Source organism: Acinetobacter sp. BEC1-S18-ESBL-01 (assembly GCF_014169935.1).
Classification (GTDB): Bacteria; Pseudomonadota; Gammaproteobacteria; order Pseudomonadales; family Moraxellaceae; genus Acinetobacter; species Acinetobacter pittii.
In genome coordinates this window covers 3461248-3482644 of record NZ_AP022302.1, presented here as the reverse complement: position 1 = coordinate 3482644, position 21397 = coordinate 3461248, and the positions used below count along the sequence as shown (strand labels likewise).

Genomic DNA, 21397 nt, shown 5'->3' with positions numbered 1-21397 from the left:
CTAATTTAACTTAGGTTGGCTATGACCACGATAAAATGGATATTTATATGATAAATAAGTGTAAGTGCCATAGCTTAATTTGTTTTAATCGTTAAGATAGAAACCTGATCACATCCATTCTGCTGATGCTAAAACATAGAAAAGCCCATGAAAGACAAGCCGACATTAACATATCAATTGCCGACTCAGTCCTGTTGGACGCATACATGGATAAAACCTCCTTTTTGTCATCCCGAGTCTGGGCATGAAACGGATACACGTTTTTATAATCAACAGCCTAAGTCACCTGCTCGTGGCTCAAAAGAGTTATTGCGTTGGTTAGTTACGCGTGAGTCTTTTACATGGAAAGTGGATATTCAAAATGAATATGAAACTCGTGTAAATACGGCTGTAGCTTTGCCGCAAAATCGACCTCAGGCAGATCTGGATGATTGGCAAGTCTGGTTCGTTGGGCATGCAACGGTATTGGTTCAGATTGGCCCTTATAACTTTATTACTGACCCGGTGTGGTGTGATTATGCAAGTCCTTCACAAGGGCGTGGCCCACGCCGTGTATGCCCGGCAGGTTTTGCACTAGAACAATTACCGACGATTCATGGAGTTTTGCTCAGCCATAATCATTATGATCATATGGACTTGGCGACACTTGAATGGCTACATAAAAAATTCGCAATGCCAATTTACACTGGACTCGGGAATGGTTTTTATCTACCTAAAGAGTTTCATGTCATTGAGATGGATTGGTGGCAAGAAATTCCTTATCACGAATTAAGAATAATCTATACACCTGCACAGCATGGTTCAGGTCGTGGTTTGCGCGACCAGAATAAGGCACTTTGGGGCGGCTTTTCGGTTGTGGCTAAAACAGGTCATTGTTTCTTTGCGGGTGATACCGGTTATGCGGGTCATTTTAAGCAAATACATGCCCGTTATGGCGCGCCGCGAGTTGCCTTGCTTCCAATAGGTGCGTATGAGCCACGTGAACTGATGAGCTATGTTCATATGAACCCGCAAGATGCGCTACATGCGCACTTCGATTTACAGGCTCATCGTTCTATTGCGATTCATTATCGGACTTTCCAGTTGACTGATGAAGACCGAGAAGATCCAGAGCATGCTCTAGCACAGGCAATTAAAGCTTCGTCAAAGCTTGCAAATCCTTTTTATTGCATTCGGGAAGGACACAAACTTACTGTTTAAAAAACGATGCTTGATATTAAAAAAGCCAGTTCAAATTGAACTGGCTTTTTACTATTTTGACTTAAATTAGGCTAAGTCAAAACGGTCAAGATTCATGACTTTAGTCCATGCAGCAACAAAGTCTTGAACAAATTTTTCTTTACCATCTGCCTGAGCATAAACTTCGGCTAATGCACGTAAGATTGAGTTTGAACCGAAGACTAAATCATTACGTGTTGCGGTAAATTTTACTGCGCCTGTTTTACGATCTTTGCCTTCAAATACTTCGCTTGTTGAGTCAACAGGTGCCCATACAGTTGACATGTCGAGTAAGTTCGTAAAGAAGTCTGTGCTGAGTACACCAACTTGCTGAGTGAATACGCCGTGTTGTGAGCCATCCCAGTTGGTGCCCAGTACACGTAAGCCACCAATCAATGCAGTTAACTCTGGTGCAGTCAAAGTCAGTTGTTGTGCTTTATCAATTAATAATGCCTCAGTTGTTGCGCTGACACCCTCTTTTTTCCAGTTTCTAAAACCATCGGCAAGGCCAAGGAGTAATTGGAAAGATTCGACATCAGTTTGACTTTGTATTGCATCAACACGACCAGGGGCAAATGGAACGCTAATGTTGAAACCTGCCGCTTGCGCAGCTTGTTCTACACCAACATTACCTGCAAGCACGATTAAATCAGCTAATGATAATTGAGTAGAAGCTTTGAGTTCTTCAATTTTAGTTAAAGTCTCAACTGCTTTTTTATTTACGTCCCATTCACGTTGTGGTGATAAAGCAATACGTGCACCATTTGCACCGCCACGCTTGTCTCCACCACGGAACGTGGATGCCGAAGCCCAACCAAGGGAAACTAGCTCACCAGCAGATAATCCCAATGCAACAATTTTTGCTTTTGCATCATCTATGCTAGCAGCAGATGGTAGAGCGCTGGCAGCAGGTAATGGGTCTTGCCAGATTAAATCTTCAGCCGGAACTTCAGGACCTAAATAACGTGCTTTTGGCCCCATATCACGGTGAGTTAATTTGAACCAAGCGCGAGCAAAAGCATTGGCAAATGCTTGTGGATCGTTAAGGAAACGACGAGAGATCTTTTCAAACTCAGGATCAAAACGTAAGGTCAAATCTGTAGTAAGCATTGTTGGCTTACGTTTAACTGATGGGTCGAATGGATCTGGAATGATTGCCTCAGCATCTGCTGCTACCCATTGAATTGCACCAGCAGGTGAGCGCTCTTGTAACCACTCGTATTTGAATAGGTTTTCAAAGAAGTAGTTGCTCCATTGTGTTGGTGTTTGTGACCAAATCACTTCTAAACCTGAAGTGATCGCATCTTTACCAACACCAGTGCCAAAACTGTTTGACCAGCCAAAGCCCATTTGTTCAATTGATGCTCCCTCAGGATCAGCCTGAACATGGTCAGCAGAGGCAGCGCCGTGAGTTTTACCTAAAGTATGACCGCCTGCGATTAAGGCAACAATTTCTTCATCATCCATTGCCATATTGCCGAAAGTCGCGCGAATAAATGGTGCAGCTGATTTAGGGTCACCGCTGGCTTGTGGGCCTTCAGGGTTTACATAAATTAGACCCATTTCGGTTGCAGCTAGATTGCTGCCTTCCAATGCTTCAGAGTTGCGATGAGCTAACCATTCTTTTTCATCGCCCCAGTTTACATCGTTGTCTGGTTCCCAAACATCTTCACGACCTGCACCAAAACCGAAGGTGCGGAAACCTGAAGATTCAAGTGCGATGTTTCCAGCAAGAATAAATAAATCTGCCCACGATATTTTTTGACCGTATTTTTGTTTAACTGGCCATAATAAGCGGCGCGCTTTATCTAAGCTTGCATTGTCAGGCCAACTATTTAATGGCGCAAAACGTTGTTGACCACGACCAGCACCACCACGACCATCGCCCATGCGATATGTACCGGCAGCATGCCATGCTAATCGAATAAATAAGCCTGTATAATTTCCCCAATCGGCTGGCCACCAATCTTGAGAATCGGTTAATACATTTTTGATATCAGCTTTGAGGGTGTAGTAGTCGAGTTTTTTAAATTCTTGACGGTAATTAAATTCTTTACCGAGTGGATTAGAGCGTTCTGAATGTTGATTGAGTAGGTCGACGCGTAGTTGTTTTGGCCACCAGTGTAAACTAGGCGTGCCACCACCGACCGTTACCTCTGGTTTTGATTTATGGCCTGAAAAAGGGCATTTTGATTCGTCTGACATGGTTATATACTCTCTGGGTAATAATTATTGAGCTCTTCGTAAAAATGTTAGGGCTCATTTTCCTAGACTTCTGGTTTAAAAACTCATGTTTACTAAATAAAGAAATGGGAGAACAAATGGTGAGGGAAACTGTTTAAAAAGTCTTTTCACTGAGATGTCGGCCATTATTTTTTATTTAATAATGCATCAGATTCCTTTACTTGTTATTCCTCCAATTTACTGCATGAAGGTTAAAAAACAAGAGGAAAAATAAGATGAAACTTGTAAATAACGATGCATAGAATTACCTCTTCAATTGTTGGAACAACGTAAGATCTTTTAATAACGCTCTGTAAATATACTAGGAGTAGGAGTCTTATTTTTCAAATGGATTAAACTGTCAATATTGATTTAAAAAACCGATTATATGTTTATTTAATAGATTAAGATGGCGGCAATAGTGAGATGAAATTTTTATATTTAGTTGTAGTAGAAGCGATCTCAAATGAATAAAGGAGAGCAGTGTTCTCCTTTATTGTTTATATATTAAACATTTACGATTCGATTCGATTTAACCATATCAGCTAAACCATGAGTTTTAAAATAGTACTCAAGCCAACTTTTCACGATGAGTGGATTATTCATTTTCATGACATCATCCAGCAATTTTTGTGCATCTGTCATTGGTACATGACAAATTGCTTTTCGTACACGCAAAATATTACTCGAGCTCATTGAAAGGGTATTAAAGCCCATTGCCATGAGCAGGATTGCTGATAATGGATCACCTGCCATTTCACCACAAATACTGATAGGTTTTTTGTATTCATGACATTCTTTAACTAAGCGGGTTAGCGCACGTAGAATGGATGGGTGAAAGTGTGAGTAAACGTTTGCTACATGTGGATTATTACGGTCAACTGCAAGTAAATACTGAGTTAAGTCATTTGAACCGACCGAGAAGAAATCGACGAGTTCAGCAAACTCATCAATTTGTAGCAGTACGCTCGGCACCTCAACCATAATTCCAATTTTTGGTTTGGTAATTTTAACTTGCTCTTCTTCTTGCACTGCAATCCAGTCACGCTCAAGTAAATAAAGTACTTCTTCTACTTCACTGACTGTAGTGACCATTGGCAATAAAATATGCAAATTATTTAAACCAATACTGGCTTTGAGCATGGCGCGAATTTGCGAAGAAAAAATCTCGGGATGATCAAGCGTGAAACGAATACCACGCCAGCCTAATGCCGAGTTTTCTTCTTCAATACTGAAATACGGCAAATCTTTATCGGCACCAATATCCAGAGTTCGCATCACCACAGGTTTGTTGGCGAAATGGCTCAACTGTTGACGGTAGATTGCGCGTTGTTCTTCTTCACCTGGGAAACGTTCCCGTAACATGAATGGAATTTCACTTCGGTATAGACCTACACCTTGAGCACCACGTTGTACACCACGTACGACGTCAATCATGAGGCCCGTGTTTACATAAAGCTGAACAGATACACCATCTGGAGTAATCGCTTCTTTGGTCTCGTATTGTTTGAGATCTTTTGCGATTTGTTCATCTTCTTTCTGAATTTCTTTATAGCGTTGACGTAAACGACGTGGAGGGTTTACAAAAACACGGCCTTGATAGGCATCCACAATCATTTCTGCATCATCAAGTGTGTTCACTGGCAGTTCAGTTACACCAACTACGGTTGGAATACCTAATGCACGAGCCACAATTACCATATGTGAGTTGGCTGCACCTTCGGATGTCACAATCGCTGCAATATTGTCTACTGGCAACTCTACAAGTGCCGCAGTACTAATCTCTTCACCAATTAAAATACTGTCTGGACTCAGGTCACGATGGCTAGAGTCTTCTTCTTGCAAAGAGGCTAAAATACGTCGCCCTAAATCTTTAAGATCAGAAACTCGTTCACGAAGATAGTCATCTTCCATCTGTGCAAATAGGGCAGTGTGTTTTTCAATGACACGACGTACTGCACCTTGTGCCCAATGTCCATCACGAATCAGTTCTTTAATTTCTGCTGGCAATGCATTTTCATCTAGCATTCTTAAGAAAACACTAAATAAAGCGCGCTCCTCAGCCATGAGAGAATCATGCATTTTTTCATCCAGAGAACGAATCTCTGAACGTACTGATGAAATGGCTTGATCTAAAATTCGAAGTTCATCGCTAATATCTTCTGCTTCGCGGTCGGGTACAGAACCCAAATCGGCAGGTGGATATAAAATAATAGCGCGGCCTAAAGCAACACCGCCTGCACCTGAAGCACCCTGAAAGGTTTTGTAGGCAGGACCATTACTCGGCTTACGAAATACGTCAATATTACCTACTGCATGAGCATGAGCAATAACGCCAGAAAGCTGAGCACATAGCGTAACTAAAAAGGACTCAGCTGCTTCACTAAAATCTTGAGGAAGTTTGTTTTGGACAACCAAAACACCCATAACCTTACGACGATACATGACCGGTACGCCAAGGAATGAGTTATAAATTTCTTCGCCTGTTTCAGGTAAATACAAGAACCGCTCATGTTTTGGCGCATTGTCAAGGTTAACAATTTCTTCACGTTGCCCGACCAGACCAACCAAGCCTTCACCGAGTTGCAAAGAAACATGACCTACAGATTCTGGATTTAAGCCTTTAGAGGCCATTAATACATAACGCTGATTGCGTTCATCGAGTAAATAAATAGAGCAAACATCCACTTTCATGGCCTCAGCAACCTGATTAACCATGATGTCTAATGATTCATGCAAACTGACGGACGCATTAACCTCTTGGACAATGCGCCGTAGAGTGTCGAGTTGCATGTTTGACATGGATGTATACTCCAGTATTTTTTTAGACTATGAATGTATTTATAACAGCACTTTTAATAAAAATCATTTGCTAGATAAATGATTTTTAGGGTAATTGTTGCATCGGCAACTGTGTACACAACTCCACCATGGCTTTACGATAAACATCACGCTTGAAGTTCACCACTTGGCCAAGAGGATACCAATAGCTAACCCACTGCCATTCATCGAATTCGGGCGGGTCGGAAAGGTTTAACTGAATATTTTTTGCAGGCGCAGTTAACTTCAGTAAAAACCATTTTTGTTTCTGTCCGATACATACGGGGTCAGAGTCTGACCGAATGTACCGATGTGGCAAACGATAACGCAGCCATCCTTTGGTTTGCGCAATAATCTGGACATGTTCGGGCAATAAGCCGATTTCTTCTCTCAGTTCTCGAAAAAGTGCCTGTTCAGGGGTTTCTCCAAACTGGATGCCTCCTTGTGGAAATTGCCAAGCATTGTGACCAATGCGCTTTGCCCATAAAACCTGTCCATCATCGTTTGCCAAAATGATCCCGACATTCGGTCGGAAACCTTCTGAATCGATCATTTGGCTACCTAAATATTGTCTATATCGTTGACTTTAATCGCGGGGACAAACACTTTTTTATGTCCAGCTCGAAAAGATCAAAGTAAAATGTTTAAATTGCTACGATCTTAACGAATTTCTATCGACTAGCGGAGATAGATTTACATTTTTTTTCTTAAATTTCAGTTTAAACGAGAATTTTCATGAAACTGGCGTTGTTTGATTTAGACCATACCTTGTTAAATACCGATTCAGACCATTCTTGGGGTGAATTTTTAGTCAATGAAGGTTTGGTTGATCCGGTTCATCATCGTCAGATGAATGATAAATTTTATGAAGATTACAAAGCAGGCCAACTTGACCCATATGCTTATAATGAATTTGTTTTTGGATTTTTAACGCAGCATGACAATGACTACTTAACTGAGCTCCACCAATTATTCATGCAAAAAGTCATTCGTCCGCAAATGCGTCCAAAAGGTTTTGATGCAATCAAAAAACATCAAGATTTAGGCCATACTATTGTGGGTATTACGGCAACAAGTGATTTTATTACTGCACCGATTTTTCGTGAATTTGGGATTACCGAAATTTTAGCAACCAATGCTGAAGTGGCTGATGGAAAATATACAGGTAAAGTTGCTGGTTTAGCGTGTTATCAAAAAGGCAAACTTGCACGTCTAGATGCATGGTTAGAAGGTCGTAACGTGTCTGAGTCTTGGGCATATTCCGATTCAATTAATGACCGTTTTTTACTTGAATATGCAACGCATGCAATTGCAGTAAACCCTGATGATCGTCTTGAAAAACTGGCCCAAGAACACAATTGGGACATTCAGGACTGGTCGATTTAAAATTGTGGAGTTGGAAGAACAGTTTAAAAAGTTTTGAGGTCTTCCAACTCTTAATTATATTTAAAATCATTTTTTAATATCTCTTATAAATCTTAGCTAAAAACAGATATTGCTATGATTAATAAAATAAATTCTATCTTGGTAAAGATTTCAGAATATAAAAAATTTTAATTTAAAAATGAGGAAATAATGTCAAAAACAGCACAAATTAAATTACCAAAACAACTTTGGAATGATGAAAGTATTGATTTAACACGTCATAGCTATCAGGGGAAATTACTTAATAAAAGCGAAGGCTTTAAATTAGGTAAGGCTCAACGTAAAAAAGTTCCACGTGAACAGCTATCAAAACTTTCTGAACGACCAAAAGGTACAACTGCCTTAACGGTCTATGATTGGAGCAACCAAGGACGTTTAGAAAAGCTCAAGCCGATTCGTGCAAAACGGATGAGTGTTTCTCCATTTACATTTTATCGTGGCATGCCTTCTTTGATGCTATTTGACCAAGCGTGGGAGCAAGCAAATTCAGGCTTATTTCAACAGATTTGTGGTGATTGTCATTTAAGTAATTTTGGCGGTTTTGCAAGTCCCGAACGTAACCTGTTATTTGGAATTAATGATTTTGATGAAACTTTAGTTGCCCCATTTGAATGGGATGTAAAGCGCTTAGCAACCAGTTTTGTGATTGCGGCGCGTGATATTAATCTTGCAGAGAAAGTCGGGTTAAAAGCAATTAAAATAATGCTGAATAGTTATCGTCAGCACTTATTAGAAATTACGGAACTTTCACCACTCCAAGTTTGGTATGAAAAAGTTGATGCCAGTACATTATTAGAAAATACTGAGTGTCGAAAACTAAGAAAGAAACGCGAGAAGCATCTTGATTCAGCACAGAAAAGAACGGCGTACTCTGTTTTGCCGAAGCTTACCCAGCAAGATCAAGATACAGGATTTCGTCATTTTATGGATGATGCGCCGTTATTATGGCATCCAAGTGTAGATGAGCCATTTGGTAAAGATGTTGATGTATTCTTTCAACAATACCGTGATTCTTTAAAATATGATCGCCAAGTACTTTTTGATCGTTATCAACGTACAGATGTGGCCTTTAAAGTGGTGGGTGTCGGAAGTGTTGGTACACGATCCGCAATTGCATTATTTCAAGATGCAGATCGGGAACCGTTAATTTTACAAATGAAAGAAGCGAATCCATCAATTCTTAGCCCGTTATTTGTAGACAAGGTAAATCACGAAGGTGAGCGTGTAGTGCATGGTCAGCAGCTCATGCAGGCCGCAAGTGATATATTTCTTGGGTTCTCTTCCATATCAAATCAACATTTTCATGTACGTCAGTTACGTGATATGAAAATTTCGGTTGATCTTAGTGACATGGATGATGAGTATTTCTATGAGTATGCCGAAAGTTGTGGTTTAGCCTTGGCTCATGCCCATGCTAAATCTGGAAATGCAGATGTACTTATGGGATACCTTGGCGAAGGTAATACGATAGTAGAAGTATTACAAACGTATGCAGAAGAATATGCAGAACGTAATCTAAATGACTATGACCAATTTATGAATGAAGTTGCAGATGGTAAGATTCAGCTCGCTGGAGATGATGCACTTTAATAATAAGTATGCTGCTACAGATGACATGAAATAATTCGAAAGGTTAGAGAAAAAATGTTTAGTAAAATTATGTCTGGTTTGGGTCTTCAAGGTGTGACGGTAGAAACTGTTTTACAGAACCCAAGCTTGCAAGCAGGCAGTACATTGCATGGAGAAATTAGCTTTAAAGGTGGATCGTCTGATAAAGAGATTAATGGTCTTTATTTGCAATTGGTAACGATGGCAGAAGTTGAATCTGGTGATCATGAGTTTAACCAACCTTTAGTTTTACAAGAGTGGTTAGTGAACTCTCGATTCCTCTTGCCGGCACATCAAGCACATTCTTTCCCTTTTAGTATTCAACTACCATTTGAGACACCAATTACTGAGGTTGCTTGTCGAAGAAATGGTGCACGTGTTTGGATTCAAACCCATATGGATGTTGATTGGGGATTAGATGCAACTGATCGTGATTATCTAAAGGTTCTGCCAACTCCAGCCATGCAAATGTTTCTACAGGCTATGCAGCGATGTGGCTTTGTTTTATCGACAGTAGATGTAGAAAAAGGGCAGCTTACTGCGCGAAATTTTAGATCAACGATTGGTTGTTACCAAGAGCTTGAATTTGTCTCTTCACATATGTTTAGCGGATTTAATGAGGTTGAAGTTTCTTTCGTTGCTGAACCTAACCAAACTCACGTTATGCTTGAAGTAGACCGCCATTTTCGATCAGATCAGCTATTAACGATGACGATTCCACACCATATGCTTGATGAAAACCAAATGGTGCAACAAATTAGAAGCCTCTTGAAGCTTGGGTAAATTAAATTAGATGCTTAATAAATAAGAGCCTTTTATGCATCCTGCATCATTTTAATTAACTCCTGCATGGCTCTAGATTGAGTACGTGCAGGATGCCATACCATACCTAATTGACGATTCATCTCAACATTTAAATCAAGCTGCTGCATATCCTGATTCAATAGAGTTTTTGGTAAAACTGACCAACCCAAACCAATTGACACCAACATACGAATAGACTCAAGAGGGTTATTGCTCATGGTGATTTTTGGTTTAAGTCCTTGTTTTTCAAACTCAGCTAAAGTGATTTGAGCAGTATAAGTTTGTGCAGCAGGTAATAAGCTTGGATATTCAATTAAATCTTGTAAGGTAAGATTCTTCTTTTGTGCCAGCGGATGAAAAGGGGCAGCAACAAAAACTAAAGGATCATTCCAAATTGTAATGTAGTTAAGACGCTCATCTCCTGAAGGAGGAAGCGTTAAAAATGCTAGTTCTAAATCACCAGCCAGTACTTGTTCATGGGCTTGCTCTGAATCAACAAAATGCACATCTAAGGTAACTTGAGGGAATTGCTGAACAAAATGTTTAAGTGGTGCGGGTAAATGGTGCAAACCAATATGGTGACTCGTACCGACTTTTAAGCGGCCTTGTACCTGAGTTTGTTCATGGCTCAGCGTATGGTGAATATCACCCAGCTCATTTAACCAGTTTTTAACTTTAGGAAGTAATGAATGTGCGGCATGAGTTGCCTGAACACCTCGGCCTGCAGATTCAAATAGTTTTACGCCAAAATATTCTTCTAAGCTGTGAATTCGTTTGGTAACAGCAGGTTGAGTAATAAATAACTGATCTGCTGCCACAGAGATAGACCCTGTTTCCATAACTTTTACAAAAGCTTCAAAGGCTGCAAGATTCATAATACAACTCAACTTGGAATAGAAAAATCGAGGGGCTAAAGTTGCCGAGCCAAAATCGTATCATGCTTGCAGCAAAACGAGTGAGAAAGTTGCGAATTACCGCACTAATCTTAGCCTAAGCTGTTGTTTCTTTTTCAGCTAAGGCTGATACGCGGCGATCTTTAGCAGCCCAAACTTTTTCATGGAAGAAAAAAGCAAAAGCTTGTACGGTTGGCTCAAGCATACTTAATGTTAAAGCCATCCAGATATTACCTGTTACAAAGTATGCGACTAGCATTGCGACAGTAATATGCATAATGTAATAGCTTAAGGTTTTCTTTAAGGTACGTTGATTATTTATAACGAATTTTTGGATATTAGCCATGATCATTCTCTTTAGCCACTTTAGATATTTTTAGTATAGGCATTAGAGTATAAGATTAAAAATTAATTATGCAAATGATAATCATTAACAAAAACGATTTATTAAATTTGATGTACGTTATGGAAATTATAATTTATTCCAAAAAGTTTTCTAATTTATAAAAATGATAAATTAGATTTATGTGAAACTCTGGCTATAATCGAAGAAAGATCAGAATTACCCAGTCCAATGGAGCAAGACGACATGGCAGGCAAAACTTTATATGACAAATTGTGGGATGACCACGTTGTTTCACAGCGTGATGATGGCTCATGTTTACTATACATTGACCGTCATTTATTGCATGAAGTGACTAGTCCACAAGCATTTGAAGGGTTGCAACTTGCGGATCGTCAACCATGGCGTTTAAGTGCAAACGTTGCTACACCAGACCACAACGTTCCAACATCTAAAAAGGAACGTGACCAAGGCATCGCTGGTATTGAAGATGATACATCTCGTATTCAAGTTCAAACTTTAGATGACAACTGTAAAGCCTTTAATATTGTTGAGTTTAGTATTAATGATATCCGTCAGGGTATTGTGCATGTGGTTGGACCTGAACAGGGCTTAACTTTACCGGGCATGACGGTCGTATGTGGCGATTCACATACAGCGACTCACGGTGCTTTTGGTTGCTTGGCGCATGGTATTGGAACATCTGAAGTTGAACATGTGTTAGCAACACAGTGCCTGATTCAGAAAAAATCTAAAAACATGTTAGTTCGTGTAGATGGCGTATTGGGTAAAGGCGTAACACCAAAAGATGTTGTGTTGGCCATTATCGGTAAAATTGGTACTGCTGGCGGTACGGGCTATGCAATCGAATTCGGTGGCCAAGTTTTCCGTGATATGTCGATTGAAGGGCGTATGACGGTATGTAACATGGCGATTGAAGCCGGTGCTCGTGTCGGTATGGTTGCAGTTGATGACAAAACTATTGAATACGTGAAAGGCCGTAGCTATGCACCAAAAGGCGAGCAATGGGAACAAGCAGTTGCTTACTGGAACACATTGCATTCAGATGAAGATGCTGTGTTTGATGCTGTAGTTGAGTTAAATGGCGCAGAAATCGAACCACAAGTATCTTGGGGAACTTCACCAGAAATGGTTATTCCTGTTACTGAAGCTGTGCCAACTTTAGAACAAGCGAAAGATGACGTACAACGCAATGACTGGACACGTGCTTATCAATATATGGGTTTAAATGCAGGTCAAGCATTAGCTGATATTCAGCTTGATCGTGTGTTTATTGGTTCTTGTACGAACTCACGTATTGAAGATATTCGTGCTGCTGCTGAGGTGGTTAAGGGTCGTAAAGTGGCATCCACCATTAAGCAAGCCATGATTGTTCCGGGTTCTGGTTTAGTCAAACAACAAGCTGAAAAAGAAGGCTTGGATAAAATCTTCTTGGAAGCTGGCTTTGAATGGCGTGAGCCGGGTTGTTCAATGTGTTTAGCAATGAATGCTGATAAGTTACAACCAGGTGAACACTGTGCTTCGACGTCTAATCGTAACTTTGAAGGTCGTCAAGGCAATGGTGGTCGTACTCACTTGGTGAGCCCGGCAATGGCGGCAGCGGCTGCAATCGCTGGTCACTTCGTTGATGTTCGTTCATTTTAATTCGGTCTGGAGCAAACCATGAAAGCTTATACAGTTGAACAAGGTATCGTTGCACCATTAGATCGTGCCAATGTTGATACAGATTTAATTATTCCAAAACAGTTTTTAAAGTCGATTAAACGTACAGGTTTTGGCGACAACTTATTTGACGAGCTTCGTTATTTAGACGAAGGCTATCCGGGACAAGACAATTCAGTACGTCCAAAAAATCCGGACTTTGTTTTAAACCAGCCTCGTTATCAAGGAGCAACAGTTTTAATTGCTCGTACTAACTTTGGTTGTGGTTCAAGTCGTGAGCATGCGCCTTGGGCATTAAATGAATATGGATTCCGTACCGTTATTGCACCAAGCTTTGCTGATATTTTCTTTAATAACTGTTTCAAAAATGGCATGTTACCTGTCATTTTGCCAGAAGAAACAGTTGAGCAGTTATTTAAAGAATGTGCTGCTAATGAGGGATATCAATTAACAATTGATTTAGCAGCTCAAGAAGTACGTACTCCAACAGGTGAAGCATTTAAATTTGAAGTTGATCCGTTTCGTAAGCACTGCTTGTTAAATGGATTGGATGATATTGGTTTAACTCTTCAAAATGCGGACGCAATTCGCGCTTATGAAGAAAAAACTAAACAAGTTCGTCCTTGGGTATTCCAAGAGTTGAATTAACCTTTCGGTACATTTTAAACATAGCCATGGCGTAGCGTTCAAACTCTTGCTAACATGCTAAAGCATAAAAACACCTTAGAATTATGCACTAGATGAGGATTGGGCTTGAACAATGAAGAGGAACGTTACTCATAGCTTTTTGTTGAGCCTGTGCGCAATAACACTCAGTGCTTGTCAAAGCACTTACAATGTAGTGGATACTGTCCGCATTAAGCAGGCTGAACAAGAAAATTTGGGGCAGAATGCAGCAATATATTGTTCGGGCGCGAAGAGTTGTGAATTTGAACGACTAAATGATATTACTGTAGTGGATGCGCAAACACGAAGAATTAGTAATCAGGCAATTCATCAAGGGATTGTGAGATTACAAGGTTCAGTACTTAGCCAAACTAACAGCTTATATTTATCAGTGCCTGCTAAACAATATGAAGTGGTGATCCGTTTCTATCCGATCTCTCCGGATCGTGCAGAAACATTCCATGTGATTCACCAGTTTAATGCTAACCATCGCTATACATTTAAAATGTACCGAGACAAATCTAACCGTTCGGGTAGTTTGCTGAATGTTTCTGTACCAGATCCATTATGTGTCGATTTAGAACAAGATGGGCATGTCATTCGCCGTTTTTGTCGACCATTTGATGTTACAACAGGACTAGGTGAATTCCTTGAGCAGAAAAAACTAACACCGCGGTAGTTGTAGCACTGCTTGTCTTTGGAAAATGGAAAAAGTTCATGTCTAAACAGATTTTAATTTTAGCTGGTGATGGTATTGGTCCTGAAATTGTTGGGGCAGCAGAAAAAGTATTAAATACAGTAAATGAAAAATTTAATTTATCGTTAACTTGGGAACATGGCTTATTAGGCGGCGCGGCAATTGATGCGCATGGTGAACCGTACCCAGCAGTAACAAGTGAACAAGCAAAAAAAGCTGATGCAATTTTATTAGGTGCGGTAGGCGGACCAAAATGGGACACTATTGAGCGCTCTATTCGCCCTGAACGTGGTCTTTTAAAAATTCGTAGTGAACTTAACTTGTTTGCTAACTTGCGCCCAGCGATTTTATATCCGCAATTAGCAGATGCTTCTAGTTTGAAGCCTGAAATTGTTGCTGGCTTAGATATTTTAATTGTTCGTGAATTAACTGGCGGTATCTATTTCGGTCAGCCACGTGGTATCCGCGAACTCGAAAACGGTGAAAAACAAGGTTATAACACCGACGTTTATTCTGAAAGTGAAATTAAGCGTATTGCAAAAGTAGCTTTTGAACTTGCAGGTCTACGTGGTGGGAAGGTTTGTTCTGTAGATAAAGCTAACGTTTTAGAAGTTACAGAGCTTTGGAAACAAACAGTCACTGATTTACAGCAAGCAAATTATTCAAATATTCAGCTTTCACATATGTATGTCGATAACGCTGCCATGCAACTTGTACGTGCGCCGAAGCAGTTCGACGTGATCGTAACGGGTAACTTGTTTGGCGATATCTTATCTGATGAAGCAGCAATGCTTACAGGTTCAATCGGCATGTTGCCATCGGCTTCGTTAGATGAAAATGGCAAAGGTATGTATGAGCCTTGCCATGGTTCTGCACCTGATATCGCGGGTCAAAATGTGGCAAACCCATTAGCAACTATTCTTTCAGTTGCAATGATGCTTCGCTACACATTCCGTGAAGAAGCGGCTGCAAAAGCAATTGAAGATGCAGTAGGTCAAGTGCTTGATCAAGGTTTGCGTACAGCAGATATTATGTCTGAAGGTATGACAAAAGTAGGTACGGCTGAAATGGGTGAGGCTGTTGTAGCTGCTCTTGCTTAAAAGCTTATTATAAAAAAACGCAGCGTTGAGCTGCGTTTTTTTGTGCCGATGTTTTAACAGGCTTTACCCTCATATTGAATTGACTCGGCAATGTCATTTTTAAGCTGGAAAATCACTTTGCAATTGAAATTAATATCATAAAAATTGCCGCTCAGATTTCCTGATTGGACAGGAATAGAGCTTCCTCTCATATCAACATTACTTACCATCGGAATAGGAATGCTTAAAGGACGCAAAATCGTATAGATGAGCTGATTGGGTGTTTTTTGCGGTGTATTGGCGACTTGAAAACCAAGACTACGTAGATTGATATCTTGTTGAATGGTTGCCGATGATTTTCCTAAAAAGCCTTTTAAATATTCCTGTAAATCTACGGATTGACGTGGGTGGCTAGCACAACCGTTAAGACAAATAATGATGAAAGATAATAAGCCAATTTGGCAGCGGGTATATATGTTCATTTTTCTCACTATATGAAATTATATTTATTATTAAAGAACAATAGGTTGTATTTACAAGCTTGTAAAGCAAAAAAGGAGGATTAAGATAAATGGAGAATAAGTTTATTTAGAGATTCATACTAATATTCAAAAGGCTTTATAATTATTTTGTAAAAAACTTAAGGAAAACATGATGAAAAAAATATTTTTTGCATTTTTATGCAGCTTTGGCGTGACTTCAGTCTATGCAGATAACTGTGATAGTGCCCGCAATACTTACGATGATATTTACTGTACAAATAAAATTTATGCGAGTGCTGATGCTGATCTGAATAAGAATTATCAAGCACTGCGAGTAAAGTTAAACACCGCGCAGAAAAATATTCTTAAGAAGTCTCAGCTTGCATGGATACGTCAACGTGATGCCGAGTGTACAGATTCAAATAGGAATAGTGTAGACGTGCAATGTCGTTTACAGACAACGCAAGAAAGAAACCATTGGCTGCAAGAAAGATTGCGTGAATGCCAAACGGTGGGATGTAAAACCAGTCGCTTAAGTGAATAAATAACGCAATAAAAAAGCCACATCATAAAGTGGCTTTTTTGCATTCACTAATTAGCGAGCACGGTACGTAATACGACCTTTAGTTAAGTCATATGGAGTCATTTCGACTTTTACACTGTCGCCAGTAAGAATACGAATATAGTGTTTACGCATTTTACCAGAAATGTGTGCAATAACTTCGTGACCGTTTTCAAGACGTACACGGAACATCGTATTAGGAAGCGTTTCGGTGACAACGCCTTCGAACTCAATGAGTTCCTCTTTATTGGCCATAGCCTACCTGATGATCAAATTGGAAAGGCGCAAATTATAGTCAATTTTTTTAAAAAAAACAAGATAGACACACTTCTGCTAAAGCATCTGGTTAAAGTATGACTAATAAAAAAAGATGTAATTTTTTTCACAAAAGAAGTGTAATTCTGTTGTCAGTTTGGTCAATCAACGCTAATCTAAAATCATAGTTATTAGGGACTGTTAATTGCATAAAGGTCAACAGCCCTAAATATCAATGAAGTATCTACATGGAAGGGCACTGCGTGGGTCAGCTAACAGATGCATCAGTTGTATTACGCTTTGGCTACCAAGCGATTCGTCGTGCGGGTTTGCCAACAGAAGAAATATTAACCAAAGCGGGAGTTGCTTTAAATCAGGTCGATACCAATGCACGTACACCGTTAAGTGCACAGTACGCCTTTTGGACTGCCGCTCAGGAAGTCAGTAAAGATCCAGACATCGGTCTGCATTTAGGTGAACATTTGCCTTTGTATCGAGGGCAGGTGATTGAACATCTATTTATTAGTAGTGAAACCTTTGGTGAAGGCTTAAAACGAGCCTTAGCTTATCAACGACTGATTAGTGATGCATTTGATGCAAAACTAGTCGTTGAAGAAGGACGTTGTTATTTAACCAATGGCGAACAGATTGGTGCTGACAATCTCGTCAATCGTCATTTCTCTGAATGTGCAATTTCGGGCGTGCTTAGATTTTTTAAGTTCATTACTGAAGGACAATTTCATCCTATCTTCATCGATTTTAATTTTAGCGAAGGGGCTTCTGAGGATGAATATTTCCGTGTATTTGGCTGCCCAGTTAGCTTAGGTCAGAAAGAGACACGTTTATATTTTGATCCAGCTATTCTAGATTTTCAGCTTTGGCAGGCAGAGCCTGAGTTACTTCAATTGCATGAACAATTAGCGATTGAAAAGTTACAAGAACTCGCCCGTTATGATTTAGTGGGTGAGGTTCGTCGTGCGATTGGTTCGACACTTGAAAGTGGAGAAACAACTTTAGAGACGGTTGCTGCTCAGTTGAATATTACGCCGCGTCGTTTACGTACTCAGCTCAGTGAGGCAAATACCAGTTTTCAACAAATACTTTCTGACTATCGTTGTCGTTTGGCTAAAAAGCTTCTGGCAAATACCAATGAGAGTGTTGAACGTATTGTGTATTTAACTGGCTTCTCTGAACCAAGTACGTTCTATCGTGCATTTAAGCGTTGGACGAATGAAACACCTGTGGAATACCGTAAGCGTAAACAACACCGTTAATTTATTCAATGTCATGACGGAGTCGTGCCATTGAGGCTTTAATAATTGGATTGGCTTTCAGCTAGAGTTACTTTTCTTTCGGGAAAAGTAACCAAAACCATTGTCATACGCAAAACCTGTTAGATAATTATCAATATCTAATACATCGCAAAAACATATAGTTATATATTTAGGGCAGGTTGCGTATGACTTTGTCGCGTATCTTATTTAATGCTTAATTTGGATATTGAGTTTTAAATGTTTTAATCTGGTAAGTTTAGCCAATGTGGCCCAAGTGGTGGCTGCGGTAAATCAAACTGCTCAGGATAATTACACTGAATAAAATAAAGGCCATCGGGTGGGGCGGTTACCCCAGCTGCCTTACGATCCTGCGCCGCAAACATTGCATCGATATGATCAATCTCATACATACCTTGACCAATTTCGAGTAAGCAACCAACAATATTGCGCACCATATGGTGTAAAAAACCATCTGCTTGAATATCTAAAACTAAATAGCGTCCATGTTCAAATAGAAGGCAATGCGTTACATGTCGTACAGGCTTATTGGACTGGCATGCTGCTGCGCGGAAAGTTTCAAAGTTATGCGTTCCTTCGAACTTACTAGCAGCTTTAATCATCTTTTGCACATCTAGCTTTTGGTAAATGTGCGTAACTTGCTTATGTAATAGTGCTGGGCGATGAGGTGCGTTATAGATGATATAACGGTAACGTCGAGCAGTCGCTTTAAAGCGGGCATGAAAATTTTCATCCATCAGTTTAATCCACTGAATGGAAATATCTTTAGGTAGTTGGCTATTTGCCCCTCTTAACCACCCCGTTTCTGGACGAATAGCGTTCGTGTCGAAGTGTGCTACCATATTTGTTGCATGTACTCCCGCATCAGTACGACCCGCACCGTGAAGTGCAATGGGCTCATCTGCAATTTTACTCAGTACACGCTCGATCGTTTCCTGAACGCTGGCAACGCCTGGCTGTTGTGTTTGCCAACCTCGGTATTGAACTCCGCTAAATTCAATACCGACCGCATAACGTTGCATAGCTTTACCTCTATTTAATGCTAATTTTCATTCCAATGGCTGAGCCATTGTTCTGGGCTTGGGTATTTTAAATAGATTTGAAGTGCTTTTGCATAGAGATCTGCATGGCTATGAGCATCACTGATGACAATTTTTGCAGTTTTGGCCCATGCACTAATCGCATAACGTTGATCAATACCACCGAATGTCACCTGAGTGGTAAGAATTGGAACACAGCCACGTGCGTAAAGCTCATCTAATGTTGCGAGTAATTCTTGGTTTACTGCAATATTGCCAGTACCAAAACCTTGTAACACTAAAAAGTGTGGTGGGGCTGAAAGTAAGTGACGTAATTGTTGTACTAAGTGCTGTGTTGCAATGGGTTGCATCATCCAGTTTAAAATCTGGAAGGAAGCAGCTCGTTCAATTTGGGCATCTTGTACGATCAATTCATTTTGCTGAGGCGTAAACTCAGCTTCACTATTTAACCCTGAAAATGCATCGAGTTCAGTCGTATGCGTTTTTAATGCAGTTTGCGCGTGGAATACTTGATGGTGGAATGCGAGATAAGCACCCACAGGTAAAGCAATCACTTGTTCTAATGCAAGATATAAGTTCTCAATTGCATCAGTAAATTCACGGGTGTTATCGCCTTGAATATTGAGTAACGGGTATTGGCTACCGGTAATCACAATATGACAGCTTTGGCCCAAAAAGCGGGCTAGGGTCGCAGCCGCATAACTGAGCGTGTCTGTACCATGAATAACAACGAAATGCTGATAACCTTCAAGTTGTAGTTGTTGTATACGTTGAATCAGGCGTAACCAATCAGGTGCCGTGCATGCACTGCTATCAACAATATTGGGTGCAGCAAAGCAGTCAACTGTTAAGTGTGGGGGAATCACTTTTTCAAGTTGAGGTAAGAATTGCTCATAAGGCATAGGAGCTAGAGGTTCACCAATGCAACCAAAAGTACCACCCATATAAAATAAGGCTATTTTTTTCATATTTTTGCAGGCATAAAAAAGCAGTCATCTCTGACTGCTTATGGTAAATCGAACAGTTCTAAGAAGCTATGCGATTAAGTAAGTTTTTCGCGCGTTGTTGTTGTTCTGTGTTGAATTTTTGCTCATTGCTTGCCAATAAGGCTTGAGCTGCTGGGTAGGCTCCTAACTTGATGTATTGCTCAGCTAGTTTTAGATCAAGTTCATTTTCATCTAACTGTTTTAATTCTGGAAAAGCTTCTACAAGGGGATCTTTGGTTTGATCTGGGGTAGTTTCTTCACGTACTAAGTCTACAAGGTTTTGAGTTTCAATCTCTGGTGCTGTAACTAATGCAGGCTCGTCTAGCGAAAACTCAAGAGGTGCGATTGAATTCGAGTCTAATGGCGCTTGTTCTACGAGTTGAAGCTCATCTAATGATGAGATCTGTTCATTAGGTTTTACTTCTGGATCTTCATGGGTTAATTCAAGATTAAAATCCAAAGCATTGGTGTTCTCTTGAGCTGCTGGTGCCGCTATTGTCTGGTTTTTTTCCTCAGATTCATGCAGAGGTACCAAGTCAAAAGAAAACTCTAGGTCAGCTAGCTCATTTGTTTCTTGAGATAGCGATAACTCTGATTTCTGTGTTGGTTGGCTGGTACTTTCGGTAGTCGTGGTTTGCTCAAATGAAAAGTTAAACTCTAAAGGTTCAACTTCAACAGCAGGTTCTTGCTTTACAGGGGTATAGTCTTGCTGCAATTCATTAAAAAAAGAAGTTTCAGAAGAACTTGTTGTTAATTGGTCAAACTGAGCTGTTGCATCAGATGTATTTTTTGGCTCTTGGTATGTTTGAGCTTGAGGAAAATCGATCGCATCTGGTTGTCTTGATGACTCATATTCTTTTTGTCTGGCTTCTGCTTGAATGGCTATTTCATTGAGCGCTAAGCTACGAATATGGCTAATCAGTTGAGTTATTGCAAACTCATCTTTTTGTGCAATATGAATCTCAAGTAGCAATAAATAAAGTTCATGTTGCGTATTATCTTTTTTGAGCGCCTGATTGACTTGAGCTTCAGCGGCTGAGAATTGTTTTTCTTGAATAAGTAGCTGAATCTTCTGACGAACAGCGTCTGGAACAGGACTGCTTTGTGGAGTAGAGGGAATAGATTCTTCAACTACATTTACTTTAGTTTTTTCACGCGAGTTTTTACTTGATTTAGAGTTCGCTTTTTTATTGGTTTTTCTATTTATTGTTTTAGGGGAATTCGACTCTTGCTTTTGGCTATTTTCGCGTTTTTTTAAAATGACAGCGACCACGAGCAATATGATGAATGGAATCACATATAACATTACTTTCCCCTTAAA

General features: G+C 40.0%; 20 protein-coding genes. 10 read left to right on the top strand and 10 right to left on the bottom strand.

Features of this window, described 5'->3' with window-relative positions; genetic code table 11:
• Positions 1–147 precede the first annotated feature (147 nt).
• Complete coding sequence (locus H7R46_RS16555; RefSeq protein WP_005066015.1) at positions 148–1200, top strand: MBL fold metallo-hydrolase; 1053 nt, start codon at positions 148–150, stop codon at positions 1198–1200.
• Positions 1201–1266: 66 nt separating this feature from the next.
• On the opposite strand, the gene katG is transcribed toward H7R46_RS16555, so the two are convergent.
• The 3 genes from katG to H7R46_RS16540 form a co-directional block, all read right to left on the bottom strand.
• Positions 1267–3423 (bottom strand): catalase/peroxidase HPI, encoded by a 2157-nt coding sequence (gene katG, locus H7R46_RS16550; protein WP_005066016.1) that lies wholly within the window; start codon positions 3421–3423, stop codon positions 1267–1269.
• Positions 3424–3948: 525 nt separating this feature from the next.
• Positions 3949–6243: a phosphoenolpyruvate--protein phosphotransferase gene (ptsP, locus tag H7R46_RS16545; RefSeq protein ID WP_005066019.1), complete on the bottom strand. Its 2295-nt coding sequence runs from the start codon at positions 6241–6243 to the stop codon at positions 3949–3951.
• An 85-nt stretch (positions 6244–6328) separates the two neighbouring features.
• A complete protein-coding gene (locus tag H7R46_RS16540) occupies positions 6329–6814 on the bottom strand; it encodes an RNA pyrophosphohydrolase (RefSeq protein ID WP_000567255.1) in 486 nt (161 codons plus the stop codon).
• Positions 6815–6996: 182 nt separating this feature from the next.
• On the opposite strand from H7R46_RS16540, the gene H7R46_RS16535 reads away from it, so the two are divergent.
• The 3 genes from H7R46_RS16535 (at position 6997) to H7R46_RS16525 (ending at position 10077) form a co-directional block, all read left to right on the top strand.
• Positions 6997–7647, top strand: coding sequence for an HAD family hydrolase (locus H7R46_RS16535; RefSeq protein WP_002115098.1), 651 nt, complete (start codon positions 6997–6999; stop codon positions 7645–7647).
• 189 nt (positions 7648–7836) lie between these two features.
• Positions 7837–9276, top strand: coding sequence for a DUF2252 domain-containing protein (locus tag H7R46_RS16530; protein WP_005066020.1), 1440 nt, complete (start codon positions 7837–7839; stop codon positions 9274–9276).
• A gap of 54 nt (positions 9277–9330) precedes the next feature.
• Positions 9331–10077, top strand: a complete 747-nt coding sequence (locus H7R46_RS16525; protein WP_002115100.1) for a sporulation protein — start codon at positions 9331–9333, stop codon at positions 10075–10077.
• Positions 10078–10109: 32 nt separating this feature from the next.
• On the opposite strand, the gene H7R46_RS16520 is transcribed toward H7R46_RS16525, so the two are convergent.
• Both H7R46_RS16520 and H7R46_RS16515 read right to left on the bottom strand, forming a co-directional pair.
• Complete coding sequence (locus H7R46_RS16520; RefSeq protein WP_005066023.1) at positions 10110–10973, bottom strand: LysR family transcriptional regulator; 864 nt, start codon at positions 10971–10973, stop codon at positions 10110–10112.
• 115 nt (positions 10974–11088) lie between these two features.
• Positions 11089–11343 carry a DUF2061 domain-containing protein gene (locus tag H7R46_RS16515; RefSeq protein ID WP_017482004.1) on the bottom strand — a complete coding sequence of 85 codons (255 nt, stop codon included), beginning with the start codon at positions 11341–11343 and terminating at the stop codon, positions 11089–11091.
• A 237-nt stretch (positions 11344–11580) separates the two neighbouring features.
• Here H7R46_RS16515 and leuC point away from each other — a divergent pair, with 237 nt between their 5' ends.
• From leuC to leuB, 4 genes are all read left to right on the top strand, one after another.
• Complete coding sequence (gene leuC / locus H7R46_RS16510; RefSeq protein ID WP_002115007.1) at positions 11581–12999, top strand: 3-isopropylmalate dehydratase large subunit; 1419 nt, start codon at positions 11581–11583, stop codon at positions 12997–12999.
• 18 nt (positions 13000–13017) lie between these two features.
• Positions 13018–13665, top strand: a complete 648-nt coding sequence (leuD, locus tag H7R46_RS16505) for a 3-isopropylmalate dehydratase small subunit (protein WP_002114814.1) — start codon at positions 13018–13020, stop codon at positions 13663–13665.
• 112 nt (positions 13666–13777) lie between these two features.
• Positions 13778–14362, top strand: a complete 585-nt coding sequence (locus tag H7R46_RS16500) for a hypothetical protein (protein WP_005066026.1) — start codon at positions 13778–13780, stop codon at positions 14360–14362.
• A 38-nt stretch (positions 14363–14400) separates the two neighbouring features.
• Positions 14401–15480, top strand: a complete 1080-nt coding sequence (gene leuB / locus H7R46_RS16495; RefSeq protein ID WP_002114882.1) for a 3-isopropylmalate dehydrogenase — start codon at positions 14401–14403, stop codon at positions 15478–15480.
• Between the two features lie 53 nt (positions 15481–15533).
• On the opposite strand, the gene H7R46_RS16490 is transcribed toward leuB, so the two are convergent.
• Entirely contained in the window at positions 15534–15941 is a 408-nt protein-coding gene (locus H7R46_RS16490; RefSeq protein ID WP_005066027.1) for a hypothetical protein, read from the bottom strand.
• 169 nt (positions 15942–16110) lie between these two features.
• Between H7R46_RS16490 and H7R46_RS16485 the strand changes: the two genes are divergently transcribed.
• Entirely contained in the window at positions 16111–16485 is a 375-nt protein-coding gene (locus H7R46_RS16485; protein WP_002114916.1) for a lysozyme inhibitor LprI family protein, read from the top strand.
• A 51-nt stretch (positions 16486–16536) separates the two neighbouring features.
• Here the strand turns inward: H7R46_RS16485 and infA are convergent, their stop codons facing one another.
• Positions 16537–16758, bottom strand: coding sequence for a translation initiation factor IF-1 (infA, locus tag H7R46_RS16480; RefSeq protein ID WP_001284370.1), 222 nt, complete (start codon positions 16756–16758; stop codon positions 16537–16539).
• 263 nt (positions 16759–17021) lie between these two features.
• Between infA and H7R46_RS16475 the strand changes: the two genes are divergently transcribed.
• A complete protein-coding gene (locus H7R46_RS16475; RefSeq protein ID WP_005066032.1) occupies positions 17022–18032 on the top strand; it encodes an AraC family transcriptional regulator in 1011 nt (336 codons plus the stop codon).
• Positions 18033–18274: 242 nt separating this feature from the next.
• Here H7R46_RS16475 and truA read toward each other — a convergent pair whose 3' ends face one another.
• Genes truA through H7R46_RS16460 form a run of 3 tightly spaced genes read right to left on the bottom strand, consistent with a single transcriptional unit; the run spans position 18275 to position 21382 of the window.
• Positions 18275–19072 (bottom strand): tRNA pseudouridine(38-40) synthase TruA, encoded by a 798-nt coding sequence (gene truA, locus H7R46_RS16470; RefSeq protein ID WP_005066033.1) that lies wholly within the window; start codon positions 19070–19072, stop codon positions 18275–18277.
• A 20-nt stretch (positions 19073–19092) separates the two neighbouring features.
• Positions 19093–20058: an asparaginase gene (locus H7R46_RS16465; protein WP_002114731.1), complete on the bottom strand. Its 966-nt coding sequence runs from the start codon at positions 20056–20058 to the stop codon at positions 19093–19095.
• 58 nt (positions 20059–20116) lie between these two features.
• The gene (locus H7R46_RS16460; protein ID WP_005066041.1) at positions 20117–21382 is read right to left on the bottom strand and encodes a hypothetical protein; all 1266 of its coding nucleotides are present in this window, start codon (positions 21380–21382) and stop codon (positions 20117–20119) included.
• Positions 21383–21397 lie beyond the last annotated feature (15 nt).